Here is a 19,776-nt window from a genome sequence, read left to right on the forward strand (position 1 = left end):
GCAAGGCCGGGGACCGGCGACGTCACAGGACGGCGCCGGTCCGGCACGTCAGGATCAGTAGATGCTGAACGGGAAGTACTTGTCGTTGATTTTCTTGTAGGTGCCGTCAGCAACGATTTCTTTCAGTGCAACGTTCAGCTTCTCGCGGATCGGGTCGCCTTTGCGTACAGCGATACCGATCTTGTCGCTTTCTTCCACCGGGTCGCCCTTGAATTCGTACGACTTGCCGGCGTCGCTTTTCAGCCACTCGTAGTTGACGTACTTGTCGGCCAGGATCCCGTCGACGCGGCCAGCCGTCAGGTCGAGGTAGGCGTTTTCCTGGGTGTCGTAGAGTTTCACTTCGACGCCCGGCATGTTGTCTTCCATCCAGGTGCCGGCGAGGGTCGCACGTTGGGCGCCGATCACCTTGCCTTTCAACGAGTCCTTGTCGGTCTTGAAGTCAGCGTCTTTCTTGGCGATGAACTGCAGCTTGTTCGAGTAGTACGGGTCGGTGAAGTCCACCGCCTGCTTGCGTTCGTCGGTGATCGACATCGAGGAGATCAGGAAGTCGAACTTCTTGGCGTTCAGGGCCGGGATGATGCCGTCCCAGTCGGACGTGACCACGGTGCAATCGACTTTCATCTTGGCGCACAGGGCGTCGCCGATTTCCTTGTCGAAGCCGACGACGTTGCCGCTGGCGTCTTTATTGTTGAACGGCGGGTAAGCCGCTTCGATGCCCATCTTCAAGGTTTCGGCCATGGCGCCGGCGCTGAAGGCCAGGGTGACGGCGGCGGCCAGGAAGACCTTCTTGTAGTTCTGCATGCGGGTAGCTCCGTTAGCGGTTGCTGGACATGAATTGTTTGCAGCGCGCCGAAAGCGGGTTTTCGAACACCTGCTGTGGCGATCCTTGCTCTTCTACCAGGCCCTGGTGGAGGAACACCACTTCGCTGGACACCTGGCGGGCGAAGCCCATTTCGTGGGTGACCAGCAGCATGGTGCGGCCTTCTTCGGCCAGTGCGCGGATGACATTAAGTACTTCCTGGACCATTTCCGGGTCAAGGGCCGAGGTGGGTTCGTCGAACAGGATCACCTTGGGCTGCATCGCCAGCGTGCGGGCGATGGCGGCGCGTTGCTGCTGGCCACCGGAGAGTTGCGCCGGGTAGGCGTGGCGCTTGTCGGCGATGCCGACCTTGGCCAGCAGGGCTTCGGCGACCTCGATGGCTTCGGCCTTGCTCTGGCCCAGGACGCGGCGCGGGGCTTCGATGATGTTGTCGAGCACGCTCATGTGCGGCCACAGATTAAAGTTTTGAAACACAAAACCAATCTCGCTGCGCAGGCGGTTGATCTGCTTGGCATCGGCGGCGACCAGCTCCCCATTTTTGGCGGTCTTGAGCTTGAGCTCTTCGCCGGCCACCAGGATCTGGCCCTGATGCGGATTTTCCAGCAGGTTGATGCAGCGCAGGAACGTGGACTTGCCGGAACCGGAGGAACCCAGGATCGAGATCACATCGCCGTCACGGGCGGTCAGCGATATGCCCTTGAGCACCTCGAGCTGTCCGTAGCGTTTGTGCAAGTTGCGGATTTCAAGCGCGGGCGTGGCCTCAGCCATGTGCGTTCCTCATAGTGTGTTGCGCTCCTGCTGTTGGCGGGCCTTCCTGACGAGGCGGCCAACCTAGCATAGCGTCTGAATGCCAGCCAACAGCGCCACAGGCGGTAATCGGACGGCGTGCGGCAGGTTGTCGCATCGGCACAGCAGACTGTCGCGCTGCTATCAACCGAACAGCCGTTTGAAGCCCGCATTCAAATGAAAAGCCAGATGAATAGCGCGGCGGCATTCGCAAAAGGGGCGCGATGTTGCCAGCTTTGGCGGGGTGTTGGAAGCGCTAACCGGCCAAACTTTACCGATCCGCACTTTTATTGTGCGTCCAGCCTTTTTTCAGTGTGTTTCTGGTGCGCCGATTCGTTCCCAAAGTGGGTCGCAGGGTAACGTTCTGGCAAATTGCCAGTAATCTCAATGGGTTGCGATGACTGTCCGGTCGCGCTGGAGGCCCCGCGCCTGAAGGCTGTGAAACATTTTGGCGCAAAATTTGCGTGCAGAATCCGAAACGCCCTGTTGGTTTCTTTTTACGAGAAGGAATGCCAGGCCGGGCAGATGCACATCGCTTTCCTTTACAAAGGTAGTTTCAATGAGCAGTACCCCAAGCTCCAACGGCCTCGAACAGGGGCTCAAACCGCGTCATGTGACCATGCTGTCGATCGCCGGGGTTATCGGTGCCGGCCTGTTCGTCGGCTCCGGCCACGCCATTGCCGCCGCTGGCCCAGCCGTACTGCTGGCCTATGCCGCCGCCGGCATGCTGGTGGTTCTTGTCATGCGTATGCTCGGTGAAATGGCGGTTGCCTCGCCGGACACGGGTTCCTTTTCGACCTACGCCGATCGCGCGATCGGTCACTGGGCCGGTTTCACCATCGGCTGGCTCTACTGGTGGTTCTGGGTGCTGGTCATCCCGCTGGAGGCCAACGCCGCCGCGACCATCCTGCATGCCTGGTTCCCCGGCGTGGACATCTGGGCGTTTGCTTTGGTCATCACGATGCTGTTGACGGTGACCAACCTGTTCAGCGTGAAAAACTACGGTGAGTTCGAATTCTGGTTCGCCCTGCTCAAGGTGGTGGCGATCATCGGTTTCATCATTCTCGGCGTACTGGCGATCTTCGGCTTCCTGCCGGGCAGCCAGGTCAGCGGCGTATCGCACCTGTTCGACACCCAGGGCTTCCTGCCCAACGGCATGGGTGCGGTGCTGGGCGCCATCCTGACCACCATGTTCTCCTTCATGGGCACCGAAATCGTGACCATCGCGGCTGCGGAATCGAAAAACCCTGGCAAGCAAATCTCCAAGGCCACCAACTCGGTGATCTGGCGGATCGGTCTGTTCTACCTCGTGTCGATCTTCATCGTGGTGGCGCTGGTGCCATGGAACGACCCGATGCTGGCCAGCCTCGGCTCCTACCAGACCGTGCTCGAGCGCATGGGCATCCCTAACGCCAAGATGATCGTCGACATCGTGGTTCTCGTTGCGGTGACCAGTTGCCTGAACTCGGCGCTCTACACCTCTTCGCGCATGCTGTTCTCCCTCGGCAAGCGCGGCGACGCACCGGCTGTGGCCACGCGCACCAACAAGAGCGGCACGCCTTACTGGGCGGTGATGTTGTCCACCGGCGCGGCGTTCCTGGCGACCTTCGCCAACTATGTGGCCCCGGCCGCCGTGTTCGAATTCCTGCTGGCCAGCTCCGGCGCCATTGCGTTGCTGGTGTACCTGGTGATCGCGTTCTCGCAATTGCGCATGCGCAAACAGCGCGTGGCGCGTGGCGAGAAAATCGCCTTCAGTATGTGGCTGTTCCCGGGTCTGACCTACGCAGTGATCATCTTCATCATCGCGGCCCTGACCATCATGGGCTTCCAGGAAGCCCACCGCGTGGAAATCCTCGCGACCGGTCTGCTCAGCCTGATGGTAGTCGCCGCCGGCCTGCTGGTGGCTCGCCGTCGCAAGCTGCAGAAGAGCGGTGCAGTGGTGTTGAGCTGATCGTTACAGGTGATGCAGAGCGGCCGCTGTCAGGGATGACAAGCGGCCGTTTTCATTCGGGGCGTTCGACTCACTCGCCCTTTTCTTCCTGCGCTTCCAGCGACTGGCGATAGACGTCCAGCGCATCGCCGAAATCGCTGATGAACTGCGGGTCGCTCAGGCTGGCCTGTGCAGCTTCACGGTCCATGCCGTCGGCCCACATCCGGTAGTCGATGAGCATGTCGGCGGCCAGGTGCGTGGCGGCCATGGCTTCGTTGTCGGCGTTTTCCAGGTCCAGCAGCTCGGGGTGATCGTTGATGATCCCCGAGAGATTGTTCAGCAGGGCCGAGAGCATGTCGCTGCGGCTGACGGCTTCGGCGTCGCGCATCTTGCTGAACATGGCCAGGGTGTATTCCGGGATGGGTTCTGCCAGATGACCGAGGTCATCGTCCAACGCGGCGGGTTTTCGGCCGACCATGCGGATTTGTTTCGCTTTGGCTTTGGCGCGCTTGGCGCGTTTCTGTTGCTTGTTCGGCGAGGCCATGGGAACTCAGTCTGCTTGCTGTTGAATTTGCATGGCTTCGGACGCAGCCACGTAATCGGCCTGGAAGGCCGGGGATTCGATCCACGCCAGGGCGCCGGCTTCGTCGGTCTCGGTCGACCATTGGCGATACTCGATCAGCGCGGCGATGATGAAGTCCGTGGCGGTTTCTTCGCCTTCCTGCTCCAGTACCAGGGCGAGCAACGGGTGTTCAAGAAAGACTTGGCACATAGCCTGCTGGCTGATTTTTGCCGCGTCGATCATTTCCTTGAACAGCTCGGTCAGGTCCACCGATTCAAAGTCGATGCGATCGTCGTTAGGGTCCAGCTCGACCGGCGCGGCAGCCCGCTGGGTGCGGTTCTGCTTGGCCTTGGCTTTGGCGCGGGTGGCACGTTTTTGCTGCTTGTTGGCGGAAGCCATGATGTTGATCCGTGGTGCGTTAAAAGGATTCGCCGCGCGGTACCAGCCGCCCCGGAGTATCAGAGGTCAGCTTGCCGTCTTGCAGCCAGGATAATGCGATGGGCCATAGTGTGGCTTGGTATGCGCTGCGAAAAAAGGCGAAATGTCCGACTTCTTCTTCGCCGATGTCTTCGGGGGCAATGCGCAGGTGGGTATTCGTGCCGCCGGTGAAGTAGCCGAGCAGGCGCTCGATGGCCGGAATCGTGCCGTAGGGGTCGTCGGTGATGCTGATGGCCAGCGTGGCGGCGCGCATCGCGGCGAAAGGCAGTGAGCCGGTGCGGGCAAGGAGGGCGCGACCGCTGGGACGCTTTTCGTAGCGAGCGGTTGGCGTGCACCAGTCGCGAACCACGCCGGCGGGCGTGTCTTCCAGCCAGCCGAGGCGTTTGCCGGGGAAGTAGCCGTAGATCATCGTGAGCAGCGGCATCACCAGGTGCCATTTGCCGAACATCCGCCAGCGGTGGGCGGGCGCATAGTCGCGCCAGTAGGCGAATTGAGCGCCGACGGTCACCAGACGCCGAATAACCTGTCCGGAGGCCCCCAGGCCCGCTGCGCAGCCCCCGAAGCTGTGGCCGACAGCGTCGATGGGCTGGCCGGGGAAGTCTCGCTGGGCGCGCTTGAGCATCGCTTCGAAATCCAGAGCGCCCCAATCGGACCAGGATGCTCGCAACCCCTTCAGTGAACGGGGCCGCGATTCTCCGATGCCTCGGTAGTCGTAGGTGATGACGTCAAAGCCGTTGGCGAACAGATAATCGGCGAAGCGCGAATAATGTCGGCAGCGCACCGAGGTGGCCGCGTTGATGATCACCACCGGGCGTCGAGCATCATGGTCGGCGTGTCGCCAGGTGAAACCACCGAGGACGAAGCCGTCTGCGGCGGGCTCCTTGAACGGCTCACCGTAGACGGCGTTGGCCAGTGGCAACTCGACTTGAGTGGGGGCCTGTGGCATGTCCTGCGAGTTCATCACATGCGGACCTCTGCGGGGAGCTGCCAACGATAGTCTGCGGACGGTGGTTGAGCAATGCGGGCCAGGCTAAAGAGGGATTTGATCGAGCAGGCGCTCTTCCAATGCCTCGCGCTCCCGATCCATTTCTACACGAAGTTCGTCTTCGCTCGGCAGCACGAGTCTGTATTTGCTCGCGAAGAGCTGCTCGTGTCCCTGCAAGACCGAGTACCGCACTACGGATTCGTTTTTTTGAGCGCAAAGAATGATGCCAACAGTCGGTCCGTCTCCCTCCTTGCGCTTGAGATCGTCGTACATACGTACATACATATCCATCTGCCCGACATCTTGGTGGGTTAATTCACCACGTTTGAGATCAAAGATGACGAAGCAATTGAGTAGATAGTTGTAGAACACCAGGTCAATAAAGAAATCTCTTCCCTCGGTGCTTATTCGTTGTTGTCGGGCCACGAAAGCAAAACCTTTTCCCAGTTCAAGTAGAAAGCCCTGAAGCTGTTTTATGAGTGCCTGCTCAAGGTCGGTCTCCAGCACAATTCCCGTATCAGGTAACCCAAGAAACTCCAGCATCACAGGATCCCTGACGAACCCTCTGGGAGCGTTATTCATTGCATGGATGTTCGATGCGGCTTCTGTCATGACGGCTGATTTGTCTCGACTCATCAGCAAGCGCTCGTAGTAAAGGGTACTGATCTGGCGTTCCAATGCGCGGCTCGACCAGTTCTGGTTGGCGGCTTCATCCATATACCAGGCCCGCGCCGCGTCACTGTCGACCCGCAGCAGCCTGCGGTAGTGGGTCCAACTCAATTCGAGACGCAGTGCGTCTCGAATTGGAAATGCCTGATAAAACAGGCGCATTTTACGCAAGTTGGTTTCGTCAAAGCCTTTGCCGAATTCTGCCGTCAGACTTTTCGCCAGCATTGCCAAAAGCTGTTTGCCATAGGCTGCCCGCCGAGCTCCTTGCTGTTCGTACTCCACGACATGCCTGCCGATCTGCCAACAAGTCTGCACCTGGACGGTATCGACCGTGCGCAGCAATTTCTGTCGTGCATCACGAATCAGCTCGCCCAGATGACCGAGGAGCGAAGCGATTTGCGGGTCTTGATTGTTTTCGGGGATGAGTGCGCTCATGGAAGGCTTCCGCTGTGGAGTGAACAGGCGGAAGAGGATTGCAGGTGAGGCGGGGGAAGCGATGCCAGCTCTGGCCGGTAAATCGGAACGAAAGCTCAATGTGCTTCGCGGGATCGCTCCGGCGCGCTAGGCGTTTTAGCAATACGGCTTGTAGTCCGATTCGCGATGGCCACGAGTACTAATAAAATCTGATCTCGGCTGTTTTTGGCTTGGCGGGGGGGGCCAGGAATAAATCCCAGGCATAAAAAAACCCTGAATCTTGCGATTCAGGGTTTTCGGTATTTGGTGCCCAGAGACGGAATCGAACCGCCGACACGGGGATTTTCAATCCCCTGCTCTACCGACTGAGCTATCTGGGCAACGGGGCGCATTAAACGGGTTTTTCAGGGGGTCGTCAAGCAAGTTTTCAAAAAATATTTAATTATTACCGTCGCTTACGTTCCGGCCCCCGGTGCAGCGGGATTATTCTGCCGGCGGAACGTAGCCTTCTGCCTTGGCGTAATCCTCGCCCGAGAAGTACTTGTCCATTTCGCCCTGCAAATATTTGCGGTCTTCGGCGTTCATCATGTTCAGGCGCTTTTCGTTGATCAGCAGCGTCTGGTGTTTCTGCCAGTCGGCCCAGGCCTTGGCCGAGACGTGGTCGAAAATGTCCTGGCCCTTGGCGCCGGGAAACGGGGCGCGCTCCAGGGCGGGCAGTTCTTCTTTGTACTTGCGGCACATGATGGTGCGGGTCATGAGGACTCTCCTGCGTTCAATACGGCGGCCGCGCGTTCGAGCAAGGTTTTGACCGGGGCGGCAAGGCCCAGGCGCGGCGGGGTGGCGAGGTTATACCAGAGCCAGTCGGCCTCGGCCACGTGATGGCCGGCCTCCTGGACCTGAACCAGCCAGGGTTCGATGGACAACTGAAAGTGGCTGAACGTGTGCACCAGGCTCGGCAGCGCCTGTTGCGTGCCCAGTTCGAGCGAGTGCTGCGCGGCGAGGTGTGGCAGGTCGTCGAGGTCGTCGAGTTCCGGCAGGCTCCAGAGCCCGCCCCACAGCCCCGTGGAGGGCCGGCGATAAAGCAGGATTGCGCCTTCGTCATTGGCGAGCATCGGCATCAGCGTGCGTTTCTGTGGCACGGCCTTGCGCGGCTTGGGAATCGGGTAGCGGGTTTCCAGGCCAAGCATGTGCGCTTCGCAGCCCTTTTCCAGCGGGCACAGCAGGCAACTCGGCTTGCTGCGGGTGCAGAGCGTGGCGCCCAGGTCCATCATCGCCTGGGTGTAGGCATTGACCCGGTCATGGGGCGTGAAGCGTTCCGCGTTGGCCCACAGCTGTTTCGCCACCTTCGGCTCGCCCGGGTAACCTTCCTGGGCGGTAAAGCGCGCCAGCACGCGCTTGACGTTGCCGTCGAGGATCGGCGCGCGCAGGCCCATGCTGATGCTGGCAATGGCGCCGGCGGTCGACAGGCCAATCCCCGGCAGCTCAACCAGTTTTTCCACATCCCGCGGAAACTCGCCACCGTACTCGGCGACGACGATCTTTGCGGTCTTCTGCAGGTTACGGGCGCGGGTGTAGTAGCCCAGGCCGGTCCACAGGTGCAGCACTTCGTCTTCAGGCGCCTCAGCAAGGGCTTCGAACGTTGGCAGCGAGGCCATGAACCGGTCGAAGTAATTGAGCACCGTGCTCACCTGGGTTTGTTGCAGCATGATCTCCGAAACCCACACCCGATACGGGGTGATGCCCTGTTGCCAGGGCAGGTCGTGACGGCCATGGCGGTCGAACCAGTCCAGCACCGCCGTTGAAAACTGCTCGGCCCTCATCGCTTGAACAGTCCCTTCAGTGCATTTTTCAGTTCCGGGCTGACCTTGTCGCCCAACTTCTCGTCGATTTTTTCGCTGATCTTGTCCCCGGCCAGTTTGCTGGCGACCTGACCCATGCGTTCGTTGTCGAGACGACAGGCCTTGGCGCCAAGCTCCAACGGGCCACGGCAGCGAAGAGGCCATTCGATGCCGACAAACTTGTCGCCGACCTGGCAGGCCGGGTCCGGCATGGCGCTGGTGTCGCCTTCGACGATGATGCCGACGCGGTAGTCCATGCCCAGCACGCGCAGGTCGATATCACCGTCGCCGTTGACGGTCATGCCCGGGATGCGCACCTTGAGGTCCGGGTTGCTGGCCACGCCGTTACGGAAGGTCAGGTTGCCCTTGAGCTCCTGGAACGGGGTGTCCTTGCCGCGTGGCTCGCCGCTGAGGGTTTTGCGGTTGAGGGTGGCGATGCCTTTGCATAGTTGTTGTTCGAGGTTGGCATTGAGCAGCACGCCGTTGTTGATGACGAAGCTGGCGTTGCCGTTGAGGGTGTCGATCAGTGCCTTCTGGCTGTTGCCATTGCCGGTCAGCGTGCTGTTGAGCGTGACCAGGCCCTTGACCGGTGGGGTCTTGCCCTGACTTTCGAGGATCTTTTCCGCCGGCACTTTGCTGATGTTGGTCTGCAGGTTCAGGGTCGGCACGTCGGGGCGTGCGTCGACGGTGGCCTTGGCCTCGAAATTGCCGTCGTACAGGTCGCCGCGCAGGTTCTCCAGGGTCAGCAGGCCCTGCTTGCCAGTGGCTTTGAGCACGGCGTTGTGGATCGGCAGTTTTTCCAGGGTCAGTTGGCCAAAGGTCAGGTCGGCCTCGACATCCAGTTTGCGCAAGCGCTCCACCGGCAACAGGCGCTCGGTGCTCCACGCGCCCTTGGTCGGTTTGTCCGGCAGCGGCGTGCTGCCGCCGCTCGCCATGGCGTCGGCTTCGGTGCTGGCCACTTCGGCCTGGCGCACTTGCGTGGCACTGTTGGCTTCGGCCGATTTTGGCGGCAGGTAGCGGTCGACGTTGAACGTATCGGCCTTGAGCACCGCGCGCAGCGACTGCTTGGCGAAATCCTCGATGGCGATCCGGCCGCTGAAGCTGCTGTCATCGATTTTCAGGTTGATGTTGTCCAGCGACAGGCTGGTGGGCGTGGCGGCGACGCGGCTGACCAGTTCGACCTTGCTCAGGCTGCCCTCGGCCATGGCCGGGAGTTGCTGGCCGATGCTGTCGATGAATTTCGCCAGGTCCAGCTGTGCAATGGAGATGCCACCACTGACCTGAGGGGTCTTGTCGAGATCGTTGACCTTCAGCTCGCCCAAGGCGCGCAACTGATTGGCGGAAATCTTGATGCCAGTCCATTCGGCGACGTTCGCCGCCTTATCCAGCAGCAACTGACCCTGTGCGGCGAAGGTCATGGTCTTGCCTTGCAATGGGTCGCCGGCCACTTCACCAGACAGTTTCATGTCTTCGAACTTGTAGCGCTGCAACGCTCGTTCGAAGCGCAGCTGGCCATTGAGTTCGGTGCGCACGCGCAAAACCGGTTGGCTGCTGCCCAGGAACGCCGTGAGTTTGACCGGGATGTTGGTGGAGTCATGCACCGGGCCGGTGCTCAGTTGGATGCTCTCGGCGCTGAATTGCTTGCCGGTCTGTTCGTCGCTGTATTCGACCCGGGCGTTGTTGACGGTCAGGCTGTCGATGTCCAGGCGAATAGGCTGCGCCGGTTTTTCCGCCTGCGCGGTGGTCTGCGGCGCAGGGGCGGGTTCGCCCGGCGTTGCAGCCGGTGTGGCGGAGGCCGGTACCTTGCCGATGTCTTCCCAGTTGCCGTGGCCATCCTTGTCGCGGTTCAGGCGCAGGTTGAGGCCTTCGACCCGCACGTCGCTCATCTGCACTTCACGGCGCAGCAGCGGCAGTACACGCACCGACAGGCCAAGCATCTGCAAGTCGGCGAAGGGCTCGGTGGGCTTGGCCAGGGTCGCGACACTGGCTTCGTGCAATTCCAGGCCCAGCCAGGGGAACAGGCTCCAGCCGATGTCGCCATTGAGCGTCAGCTCGATGTGGGCCTTGTCGCGGGCAATCTGGCGAATTTCGTCTTTGTAGTCGTTGGGATCGAAGAGGTGGGTCAGGGCGAAGCCCAGCGCCACTATGATCAGCAACAGCCCGAGAAGTACCAGACCCAGGATTTTGCCGAACGCTTTCATGGGCGAGTCCTTGTATTAGTCGAATTCGAAGTTAGCCGGGGAGTATAGCGCTCTGAAGTGGACGATCGGTCATCGATCAGTCCGGCGACACATCCAGCGGCACTTTCAGTTTGGCGGCCAGTGCCTGGGCTTCGAGGTGCCCGGCAGGTGCCAGCAGTCGTAATGTCGCACCCGATTGCGACGCCATTTTTCGTGCTTCGTTCACCATTCGTTCAGCGACCCCACGGCGGCGGGTGATTTTTCGAACGCAGAGATGGGAGAGGTGCCAGACCTCCGGGCGCCTGTGCAGGCGTGCCGCGCCCAATAGATGGTCATTGAAACGGCCACCGATCAGAACACCGTCCTGCAGCCCGCTGGCAATCAGCTGCGCCGTGTCATCAAACGGGGCAAACAGCCACTGCGGAGCGTCGTGAAAGATCTTCTGCAGATCCTGCTGATCCTGGCTGGTGAGTTCGTTCAGTGGCTCGACAATGATCGGCATGGCGGTTCCTTACAGTGGTACGAATACAGATGACTTTGCAAAAGTGATATCAGATTGCTTTTTCTGTCACGCGCAAATGGTACCCTTCGCGGGTTCGTCCGTCCTTCTGCGACCCGATGTCGCACCAAAATGGAGCTTCACCCCGCAAAAAACAGTCATGCGTGCGCATAGAGGCTGGGGGTGAGGAGTGGCTGGCGAACCATTCTAATAATTGGGGGATACCTAATGAGCACTAGCACTGCGGCGGGCGGCATCAGCGCCGACCAGCCCTCGTTCCTGTCCAAGGAACGTATTATCGCCAAGCCCGGTTTCAACCGTTGGCTTGTTCCACCGGCCGCTCTGGCCATTCACCTTTGCATCGGCATGGCCTACGGCTTCTCGGTGTTCTGGCTGCCACTGTCCAAAGCCCTGGGCATTACCAAGGCTGTGGCCTGCGCTCCGGAAATGAGCTTCATCGCGCAGGTTTTCTCGTCTGAGTGCGACTGGCCAATCTCGATGCTCGGCTGGATCTACACCCTGTTCTTCATCTTCCTGGGCTGCTCGGCAGCGATCTGGGGCGGCTGGCTGGAACACGCCGGGCCACGCAAGGCCGGTGTCGTATCCGCCCTGTGCTGGTGCGGTGGTCTGCTGATTTCGGCGCTGGGCGTGTATACGCACCAGATCTGGCTGATGTGGATCGGCTCCGGTGTGATCGGCGGTATCGGCCTGGGCCTGGGTTACATCTCGCCGGTGTCGACCCTGATCAAGTGGTTCCCGGACAAGCGCGGCATGGCGACCGGCATGGCAATCATGGGCTTCGGCGGTGGTGCGATGGTCGGTGCTCCACTGGCTGCGGCCCTGATGGGCCACTTCGCTTCGCCAACCAGCGTGGGCGTATGGCAGAGCTTCGTGGTCATGGCCGTGATCTATTTCGTGTTCATGATCGGTGGCGCGCTGTCCTACCGTGTTCCGCCAACCGGCTGGAAGCCTGAAGGCTGGACCGCTCCCGCGAAAAAAGCTTCGAACGCGATGATCACCCACCGTCACGTGCACGTGAATGTGGCGTGGAAAACCCCGCAATTCCGTCTGGTGTGGCTGGTGCTGTGCCTGAACGTATCTGCCGGTATCGGTATCCTCGGCATGGCTTCGCCACTGCTGCAGGAAGTGTTCGGCGGCAAGTTGTTGGGCAATGACCTGCCGTTTGGTCAACTGGACGCCGGTCAGCTCGCTTCGATCGCGGCCATCGCGGCCGGTTTCACCGGTCTGCTGAGCCTGTTCAACATCGGCGGCCGGTTCTTCTGGGCCTCGTTCTCGGACTACCTGGGCCGTAAAAACACCTACTTCGTGTTCTTCGCCCTGGGCTTTGCCCTGTACGCGCTGATCCCGAACCTCGGCCACCTGGGCAACGTCGCGCTGTTCGTGGCGGCGTTCTGCATCATCCTGTCGATGTACGGCGGTGGTTTCGCGACGGTTCCAGCCTACCTGGCTGACCTGTTCGGTACCCAGATGGTCGGCGCGATCCACGGTCGTCTGCTGACGGCCTGGGCGGCGGCGGGCGTATTGGGTCCGGTGCTGGTCAACTACCTGCGTGAATATCAGCTGAGCATCGGCGTTGAACGTGCGGCGGCCTACGACATCACCTTGTACATCCTCGCCGGCCTGCTGGTGCTGGGCTTCATCTGCAACCTGCTGGTGCGCCCGGTGGCCGACAAGTACTTCATGACCGACGCTGAACTGGCCGCCGAACAGGCGCTGGGCCACGACAAGGGTGCTGATGCCAGCACCGTGCTGGAGTGGAAAGCGGCTCCAGGCACCAAGCCACTGGCGATTGCCGCGTGGCTGGTGGTGGGCATTCCGTTGGCGTGGGGCATCTGGGTGACCCTGCAGAAAACGGCGGTGCTGTTCCACTAAGGGACTTGGCCCGGACTTGAGGGTTCGGGCCATGCACCCAACCTTGTGGGAGCGGGCTTGCTCGCGAACGCAGTGTTTCAGTCGAAGAGAATGTCGACTGAAAAACCGCTTTCGCGAGCAAGCCCGCTCCCACATTTGTTTTATAGCGTCTGCAAATGGCTTGTATGGACAGGTACATCCTCGGCAGCCCTGAATTCACTCCGTCAGCGATATCGCCTCTCGTGTTTCTGTTTCCCGCCCGCACCCCTATAATGGCTGCCTTTTTCGCCCAATGATTTTGCGGAGCTGGTGATGGCCGAACGTAAGGCGTCAGTCGAGCGCGATACTCTGGAAACCCAGATCAAAGCCTCGATCAACCTGGATGGCACCGGAAAGGCCCGATTCGACATCGGTGTTCCTTTTCTTGAGCACATGCTGGACCAGATCGCCCGGCACGGGCTGATCGACCTGGATATTGTCAGCAAGGGCGACCTGCATATCGATGACCACCACACGGTGGAAGACGTCGGTATCACTCTGGGTCAGGCCTTTACCCAAGCCATCGGCGACAAGAAAGGCATCCGCCGCTATGGCCATGCCTACGTGCCGCTCGATGAAGCGCTGTCGCGCGTGGTGATCGACTTCTCCGGCCGTCCGGGCCTGCAGATGCATGTGCCGTATACCCGCGCCACCGTCGGCGGCTTCGACGTTGACCTGTTCCAGGAGTTCTTCCAGGGCTTCGTCAACCACGCCAACGTCACCCTGCACATCGACAACCTGCGTGGGCACAACACCCACCACCAGATCGAGACCGTGTTCAAGGCTTTCGGCCGCGCACTGCGCATGGCCGTCGAGCTCGATGACCGCATGGCCGGTCAGATGCCATCGACCAAGGGCGTTCTGTAATGCAGACGGTTGCGGTTATCGATTACGGCATGGGCAACCTGCACTCGGTGGCCAAGGCCCTCGAGCACGTCGGTGCCGGCAAGGTCCTGATCACCAGCGATGCCAACGTGATTCGCGAAGCCGACCGGGTGGTGTTCCCCGGTGTGGGCGCGATTCGCGATTGCATGGCGGAGATCCGTCGCCTGGGCTTCGACACGCTGGTGCGTGAAGTCAGCCAGGACCGTCCGTTCCTCGGCATCTGCGTCGGCATGCAAGCCTTGCTCGACAGCAGCGAGGAGAACGACGGCGTCGACTGCATCGGCCTGTTTCCCGGCGCGGTGAAGTTCTTCGGCAAGGACCTGCACGAAGAGGGCGAGCACCTGAAGGTGCCGCACATGGGCTGGAACGAAGTGAAGCAGGCGGTCAATCACCCGCTGTGGCATGACATTCCGGACCTGGCGCGTTTCTATTTCGTGCACAGCTACTACATCGATGCCGCCAACGCGCGTCAGGTGGTGGGCAGCGGGCACTATGGTGTCGATTTCGCCGCCGCGCTGGCCGACGGCTCGCGTTTCGCCGTGCAGTTCCACCCGGAGAAGAGCCACACCCATGGCCTGCAATTGCTGCAGAACTTCGCCGCGTGGGACGGTCGCTGGTAAATGGCCGCCAGGAAGAAACCGCCGATCCTGACCCTCCCGCCCGAACAGGAGCGCGAGGCCAGTCACAAGATCCAGCGGTTCATGGAGGATCGCTTCGAACTGGACCTGGGTTCATTCGAGGCGGCTGAAATCCTTGAGCTGTTTACCCGTGAAATTGCTCCGCACTATTACAACAGGGCGATTTTCGATGTGCAGGCGCACCTCAAGGAGAGGTTCGAAAGCATCGAAAGCGACCTGTGGGCGCTCGAGAAAAACTGATTCCCGAGCCAAGCTGAACAATCGAATTTGAAGGTTTGCCAGATGCTGATTATTCCCGCTATCGATCTTAAAGACGGTGCCTGTGTGCGTCTGCGCCAGGGCCGCATGGAAGATTCCACGGTGTTCTCCGATGACCCGGTGAGCATGGCTGCCAAGTGGGTGGAGGGCGGTTGCCGCCGTCTGCATCTGGTCGACCTCAATGGCGCCTTCGAAGGCCAGCCGGTCAACGGCGAAGTGGTCACCGCCATCGCCAGGCGCTACCCGAACCTGCCGATCCAGATCGGCGGCGGCATTCGTTCGCTGGAAACCATCGAGCACTACGTGAAAGCGGGCGTGAGCTACGTGATCATCGGCACCAAGGCGGTGAAGGATCCAGCGTTCGTCACCGAAGCCTGCCGTGCGTTCCCGGGCAAGGTGATCGTCGGCCTCGACGCCAAGGACGGTTTTGTCGCCACCGACGGCTGGGCTGAAATCAGCACCGTTCAGGTCATCGACCTGGCCAGGCAGTTCGAAGCCGACGGCGTGTCTGCCATCGTCTACACCGACATCGCCAAAGACGGCATGATGCAGGGCTGCAACGTGCCGTTCACCGCCGCGCTGGCGGCTGCCACGAAGATCCCGGTGATCGCCTCGGGCGGCATCCACAACCTGGGTGACATCAAGTCGCTGCTCGACGCCAGGGCGCCGGGCATCATCGGTGCGATCACCGGTCGCGCGATCTACGAAGGCACCCTCGACGTCGCCGAAGCGCAAGCTTTCTGCGATTCGTACAAAGGCTGAGGACTGACCATGGCGCTGGCCAAACGCATCATCCCCTGCCTGGACGTGGACAACGGCCGGGTCGTCAAAGGTGTGAAGTTCGAGAACATCCGCGATGCCGGCGACCCGGTGGAAATCGCCCGTCGCTACGACGAGCAGGGTGCCGATGAGATTACCTTTCTCGACATCACCGCCAGCGTCGATGGCCGCGACACCACACTGCACACTGTCGAGCGCATGGCCAGCCAGGTGTTCATCCCGCTGACCGTCGGCGGCGGCGTGCGCACCGTGCAGGACATCCGCAACCTGCTCAATGCCGGCGCGGACAAGGTGTCGATCAACACTGCCGCAGTGTTCAACCCGGAATTCGTCGGCGAAGCGGCCCAGCACTTCGGCTCGCAGTGCATCGTCGTCGCCATCGACGCGAAGAAGGTGTCCGGCCCCGGCGAAACGCCGCGCTGGGAAATCTTCACCCATGGCGGGCGCAAGCCGACCGGCCTCGACGCCGTCGAGTGGGCGAAGAAAATGGAAGGCCTGGGCGCCGGTGAAATCCTGCTGACCAGCATGGACCAGGACGGCATGAAAAACGGTTTCGACCTCGGCGTGACCCGGGCCATCAGCGATGCCCTGGGCATTCCGGTGATCGCGTCCGGCGGGGTCGGCAACCTGCAACATCTAGCCGATGGCATTCTTGAAGGCCACGCCAGTGCGGTGCTGGCGGCGAGTATTTTTCACTTCGGCGAATACACCGTGCAGGAAGCCAAGGCCTACATGGCGCATCGCGGGATTGTGATGCGCTGAATGCTGTCCCTCGGAGCGGATGCTCCGAGGGTGTTTCGAGCTCATCGCTGCGAGAGTGATTGTGCTTCCCCGGTTTTCTCGAACCGGTCAACTCTGATGTCCGACGGGACATCCGAGACGTCATACGCAATGGTACATAACGTCGCCGGCATATCGTCTTCGGAAATAGCCAGTCCAAAATACCGGAATTTTTCCATATAGCCTTCGGGGTTATTGCAGTCCGTCGTTCTGGAAGGCCCCACTTTGTAGGACACAAGACGCGTGTGTTCATGCGCGTACGACGACCGTTCTATGTACACGGACCTTTTTATCGTCAACTCCGGGCGCGGGGCGGGCTCGTCGCCGGTCAAGACAACCGGTATCGACAACGCATTTCTCAACAGGCCGGGCGTCATCTTTTGTTTAGCCGTCTGCGTTCCGATAATGCACAGGAAATAGCGCCCGGCACGCGAGCCTACGCTGGTATTGATATAGCCTTGGGCAGAGGATATCGGGGCGGAGTAGTTGCTTGGATTTTCGCATTGCTTCGCAACGCTGACGGTTTTGTGACGATAGAAAGCGGTATCAATGGAGAATCGATAATCCCAAGTAGGCGCGATGGGATCACCCTCTTTCGATTTCGGAATTTTCTTAACAAAAGGTGGGGTTTTATCGCCTGTCTCGATACTGAATGTCGGATAAAGTTCGCAACTGTTCTCAACCATCACGCCCTTCCTGAAGCATCTATTGAGGTGCGCAACGGGATGGCCATAGATATTCCCCTGGACTCCCAAATAGTCTTGTTCCGTCCGGACACACGGCGCTTTTTCATCGCACGGAAAAAGCAGGGCATTGTTATTTGTCGTGCCGACTATACCGATGACGTTATTGGAGTACCGATCCAGCAACGGGCTTCCGGAACTGCCTTTTCGAAAGTCTGCGCATCGTGCCGTCAGGTTGTTACGCCAGGTCCACTTTCCCTCTACAACGTCAGATGCGGCCTCTACCGTGCAGGCTGCCATCTGCAACGTCGAATACTCCGGAATACCCACGATCAACACGTCTGATCCATCCGTCGGAGTAGCGGAAGCCATTTTCAAGGGTTGTATGCCTTGTTTCATCAATGTTTGCAGACTGACGTCCAGTTCGATGATGGCCATATCAACGCCTTGCATGCTTCGCCATTTCACCGTCTTCAAGTTGTACCGTTTGAAGCGGGTTCGATCGCTGAAGAAATTGAAGGTCACGGTTCCAGTGATGGGTTGGTTGGTGATGATTTTTCCATTGGATAAATCAATGCAGTTGCCGGAAGTCAGTACATAGGCTGGCGTCGGAGCGTTGGTCTCTGATCTGGCTTGAGTATCGAGTAGCGTCGCGGTACAGACGTTGCTCGTGGTCAGGCGGCCAATGCCCTTCCAGTGGTCAAGTGAGCCGTCGGAGTTGTATAGGGTTGTTGCAGTCGACCAGTTTTCTACGCCTTCGCCATAGTCAGGTGTGTTTGCAAAAGCGCTTGAGCCCATCAGCGCGAGAGCGCTGCTAAGCAGTAATGGAATCGGTGTCATCCTTGAAACCTCTGATCAATTGATGATGTACCCAGCGCACGCTGGGCAGGGGTAATTAATCAGGGGTTGCACAGAGCAAGGTGGTAACTATGTATTGTGCAAAAAATAGTCGGGTGCAAACCGCAGCACTTGATCGCAATGAGATCAAAAGGCCAGTAGACAGCGTCACACGCGCAGGGCACTCTTGGGTACGCCATGGATTCCGGTAGCCAGACATGTTCAAACGCCTTCTTCTTGCCCTCACCAGTGCCTCGCTCCTGTTGGTTGGCGGCGCACACGCTGCGGATCACCCCGGCTCCGGGCTGGTGTTGCTGACGGAAAACTTCCCGCCCTACAACATGGCCACGAACGGCAAGAACTTTGCCCAGGACGAGAACATCAACGGCATTGCCGTGGACATCGTCCGCGAGATCTTCAAGCGCGCCGGAATTTCCTACAGCCTGACGCTGCGTTTCCCGTGGGAACGCATCTACAAGCTCGCCCTCGAGAAACCCGGCTACGGCGTGTTCGTGATGGCGCGGCTGCCTGACCGTGAAAAGCTGTTCAAGTGGGTCGGCCCGATCGGTCCGGATGACTGGATCATGCTGGCCAAGGCCGACAGCAAGATCACCCTTGAAACCCTGGATGATGCGCGCAAGTACAGGATCGGTGCATACAAGGGTGATGCGATTGCCGAGACACTGGCCAAGCAGGGGTTGAAGCCGATCGTCGTGCTGCGCGACCAGGACAACGCGAAGAAGCTCACCAATGGCCAGATCGACTTGTGGGCCACGGGCGATCCGGCCGGGCGTTATCTGGCACGTCAGGATGGCGTGACCGGGCTCAAGACCGTGCTGCGCTTCAACAGTGCCGAGCTGTACCTGGCGTTGAACAAGGACGTGCCGGACGAGACCGTTGCCAAGCTGCAGGCGGCGCTCGATCAGTTGCGCAAGGAAGGCGGAGTCGACGAGATCATGGCGCGGTATCTCTGATTACACACATCCCCCCTCTGGGAGCGGGCTTGGTCTGGGCGGCATTCCGACGAAAGCGGTGTGTCAGCCTGTAAATGTCTCGACTGACACGCCGCCTTCGTCGGAATGTCGCCCAGACCAAGCCCGCTCCCACAAGGTTCTTCAGCGATAAACCCCATCCTTGCCATGCGCGGCCGTCGCCTTGTTGCTGCGCACACTGATCATCAACTTGATGTCGATCCAGTCGATGCCCTGGGCCTTCAGCTTCGGCAGTTCCCGTTCCAGCACTGCCAGGGTTTGCGGATAAGGGTGGCCGATCATCACCGCCGAACCCTGCTTGCGCGCCAGGTTGATCGCCGTATGCAGTTGGGTGTAGATCGCCGCTTCCGTGCGTTCGTCGTCCAGGAACACATCCCGCGAAACGCTCGCCAGGCCGATCTTCTGCGCCTGGGCGGCGGCCACGGTCTGCGCGCTGGTGCGGCTGTCGACGAAGAACTTGTGCCGCTGCTGCAAATCGGCCATCAGCCACGCCATGGCGGCGGGCTGCGCGGTCATGCGACTGCCCATGTGGTTGTTGATGCCGGCGGTATAGGGCACGGCCTTGAATGCGGCGTTCAGGCGCTTTTCAAGTTCGTCGATCGGCAGCTCGGGGTGCCAGGCGAACGGACCGGTGGCCGGGTCCATGGGCATGTGCAGGATCACGACCTTGCCGGCGCGATGGGCTTCGCGGGCAAACTCGGTGGCGTGGGGCGTGTCGGGCATGATCGCCGTGGTCACCGGGCCGGGCAGGGCCAGGACACGGCGATCCCGGGGCAGGTTTTGCCCCAGGTCGTCGATGATCAGGCTGATGTAGGCCTTTTGCGGGGCGGGCGCCGCGTGAACGACACCCGCCAGCAAGCACAACAGGACGAAGAGAAGCCTCAGGCGCAT

General features: G+C 60.3%; 20 protein-coding genes and 1 tRNA gene. 8 read left to right on the plus strand and 13 right to left on the minus strand.

The features are described 5' to 3' along the window. Nucleotides 1-54: 54 nt before the first annotated feature. Together QIW53_RS21925 and QIW53_RS21930 are read right to left on the minus strand one after the other, a co-directional pair. Nucleotides 55-801, minus strand: a complete 747-nt coding sequence (locus tag QIW53_RS21925; protein ID WP_371051685.1) for an ABC transporter substrate-binding protein — start codon at nt 799-801, stop codon at nt 55-57. Nucleotides 802-814: 13 nt separating this feature from the next. Then, a complete protein-coding gene (locus QIW53_RS21930; protein WP_371051686.1) occupies nt 815-1,588 on the minus strand; it encodes an ABC transporter ATP-binding protein in 774 nt (257 codons plus the stop codon). Between the two features lie 577 nt (nt 1,589-2,165). Here QIW53_RS21930 and gabP point away from each other — a divergent pair. Further along, nucleotides 2,166-3,557 (plus strand): GABA permease, encoded by a 1,392-nt coding sequence (gene gabP / locus QIW53_RS21935; RefSeq protein WP_371051687.1) that lies wholly within the window; start codon nt 2,166-2,168, stop codon nt 3,555-3,557. Between the two features lie 70 nt (nt 3,558-3,627). Here gabP and QIW53_RS21940 read toward each other — a convergent pair whose 3' ends face one another. From QIW53_RS21940 to QIW53_RS21980, 9 genes are all read right to left on the minus strand, one after another. After that, the gene (locus tag QIW53_RS21940; protein ID WP_371051688.1) at nt 3,628-4,080 is read right to left on the minus strand and encodes a hypothetical protein; all 453 of its coding nucleotides are present in this window, start codon (nt 4,078-4,080) and stop codon (nt 3,628-3,630) included. Nucleotides 4,081-4,086: 6 nt separating this feature from the next. Next, nucleotides 4,087-4,497 (minus strand): hypothetical protein, encoded by a 411-nt coding sequence (locus tag QIW53_RS21945; RefSeq protein ID WP_201193936.1) that lies wholly within the window; start codon nt 4,495-4,497, stop codon nt 4,087-4,089. Between the two features lie 19 nt (nt 4,498-4,516). Continuing rightward, complete coding sequence (locus QIW53_RS21950) at nt 4,517-5,497, minus strand: alpha/beta hydrolase family protein (RefSeq protein ID WP_371051689.1); 981 nt, start codon at nt 5,495-5,497, stop codon at nt 4,517-4,519. A 69-nt stretch (nt 5,498-5,566) separates the two neighbouring features. Beyond that, nucleotides 5,567-6,625: a PDDEXK nuclease domain-containing protein gene (locus QIW53_RS21955; protein ID WP_371051690.1), complete on the minus strand. Its 1,059-nt coding sequence runs from the start codon at nt 6,623-6,625 to the stop codon at nt 5,567-5,569. Nucleotides 6,626-6,908: 283 nt separating this feature from the next. Then, nucleotides 6,909-6,984 (minus strand) — tRNA-Phe (locus QIW53_RS21960). A 103-nt stretch (nt 6,985-7,087) separates the two neighbouring features. Continuing rightward, nucleotides 7,088-7,360: an oxidative damage protection protein gene (locus tag QIW53_RS21965; RefSeq protein WP_003220737.1), complete on the minus strand. Its 273-nt coding sequence runs from the start codon at nt 7,358-7,360 to the stop codon at nt 7,088-7,090. Further along, entirely contained in the window at nt 7,357-8,424 is a 1,068-nt protein-coding gene (mutY, locus tag QIW53_RS21970; RefSeq protein WP_371051691.1) for an A/G-specific adenine glycosylase, read from the minus strand. Before mutY ends, QIW53_RS21965 begins: the two co-directional genes overlap by 4 nt. Next, nucleotides 8,421-10,643 carry an AsmA family protein gene (locus QIW53_RS21975; protein ID WP_371051692.1) on the minus strand — a complete coding sequence of 741 codons (2,223 nt, stop codon included), beginning with the start codon at nt 10,641-10,643 and terminating at the stop codon, nt 8,421-8,423. Before QIW53_RS21975 ends, mutY begins: the two co-directional genes overlap by 4 nt. Before the next feature lie 76 nt (nt 10,644-10,719). Further along, complete coding sequence (locus QIW53_RS21980; protein ID WP_371051693.1) at nt 10,720-11,124, minus strand: acetyl-CoA sensor PanZ family protein; 405 nt, start codon at nt 11,122-11,124, stop codon at nt 10,720-10,722. Between the two features lie 225 nt (nt 11,125-11,349). On the opposite strand from QIW53_RS21980, the gene QIW53_RS21985 reads away from it, so the two are divergent. From QIW53_RS21985 to hisF, 6 genes are all read left to right on the plus strand, one after another. Then, nucleotides 11,350-13,014 (plus strand): OFA family MFS transporter, encoded by a 1,665-nt coding sequence (locus QIW53_RS21985; protein ID WP_371051694.1) that lies wholly within the window; start codon nt 11,350-11,352, stop codon nt 13,012-13,014. Nucleotides 13,015-13,305: 291 nt separating this feature from the next. Continuing rightward, complete coding sequence (gene hisB / locus QIW53_RS21990) at nt 13,306-13,899, plus strand: imidazoleglycerol-phosphate dehydratase HisB (protein ID WP_024778052.1); 594 nt, start codon at nt 13,306-13,308, stop codon at nt 13,897-13,899. Next, the gene (gene hisH / locus QIW53_RS21995) at nt 13,899-14,537 is read left to right on the plus strand and encodes an imidazole glycerol phosphate synthase subunit HisH (RefSeq protein ID WP_371051695.1); all 639 of its coding nucleotides are present in this window, start codon (nt 13,899-13,901) and stop codon (nt 14,535-14,537) included. Before hisB ends, hisH begins: the two co-directional genes overlap by 1 nt. After that, nucleotides 14,538-14,795: a DUF2164 domain-containing protein gene (locus QIW53_RS22000; protein ID WP_371051696.1), complete on the plus strand. Its 258-nt coding sequence runs from the start codon at nt 14,538-14,540 to the stop codon at nt 14,793-14,795. It begins immediately after the preceding gene. Nucleotides 14,796-14,837: 42 nt separating this feature from the next. Next, entirely contained in the window at nt 14,838-15,575 is a 738-nt protein-coding gene (gene hisA, locus QIW53_RS22005) for a 1-(5-phosphoribosyl)-5-[(5-phosphoribosylamino)methylideneamino]imidazole-4-carboxamide isomerase (RefSeq protein WP_371051697.1), read from the plus strand. Between the two features lie 9 nt (nt 15,576-15,584). After that, a complete protein-coding gene (gene hisF, locus QIW53_RS22010) occupies nt 15,585-16,355 on the plus strand; it encodes an imidazole glycerol phosphate synthase subunit HisF (RefSeq protein ID WP_007897430.1) in 771 nt (256 codons plus the stop codon). A 41-nt stretch (nt 16,356-16,396) separates the two neighbouring features. Here hisF and QIW53_RS22015 read toward each other — a convergent pair whose 3' ends face one another. Beyond that, nucleotides 16,397-17,896 carry a trypsin-like serine peptidase gene (locus QIW53_RS22015; protein ID WP_371051698.1) on the minus strand — a complete coding sequence of 500 codons (1,500 nt, stop codon included), beginning with the start codon at nt 17,894-17,896 and terminating at the stop codon, nt 16,397-16,399. Nucleotides 17,897-18,111: 215 nt separating this feature from the next. Here QIW53_RS22015 and QIW53_RS22020 point away from each other — a divergent pair, with 215 nt between their 5' ends. Next, nucleotides 18,112-18,867, plus strand: coding sequence for a substrate-binding periplasmic protein (locus QIW53_RS22020; protein WP_371051699.1), 756 nt, complete (start codon nt 18,112-18,114; stop codon nt 18,865-18,867). Nucleotides 18,868-19,008: 141 nt separating this feature from the next. Here QIW53_RS22020 and QIW53_RS22025 read toward each other — a convergent pair whose 3' ends face one another. Next, nucleotides 19,009-19,776: a divergent polysaccharide deacetylase family protein gene (locus QIW53_RS22025; protein WP_371051700.1), complete on the minus strand. Its 768-nt coding sequence runs from the start codon at nt 19,774-19,776 to the stop codon at nt 19,009-19,011.

The sequence above is a fragment of the Pseudomonas fluorescens genome (genome assembly GCF_041354075.1).
Taxonomy (GTDB): Bacteria; Pseudomonadota; Gammaproteobacteria; order Pseudomonadales; family Pseudomonadaceae; genus Aquipseudomonas; species Aquipseudomonas fluorescens_CE.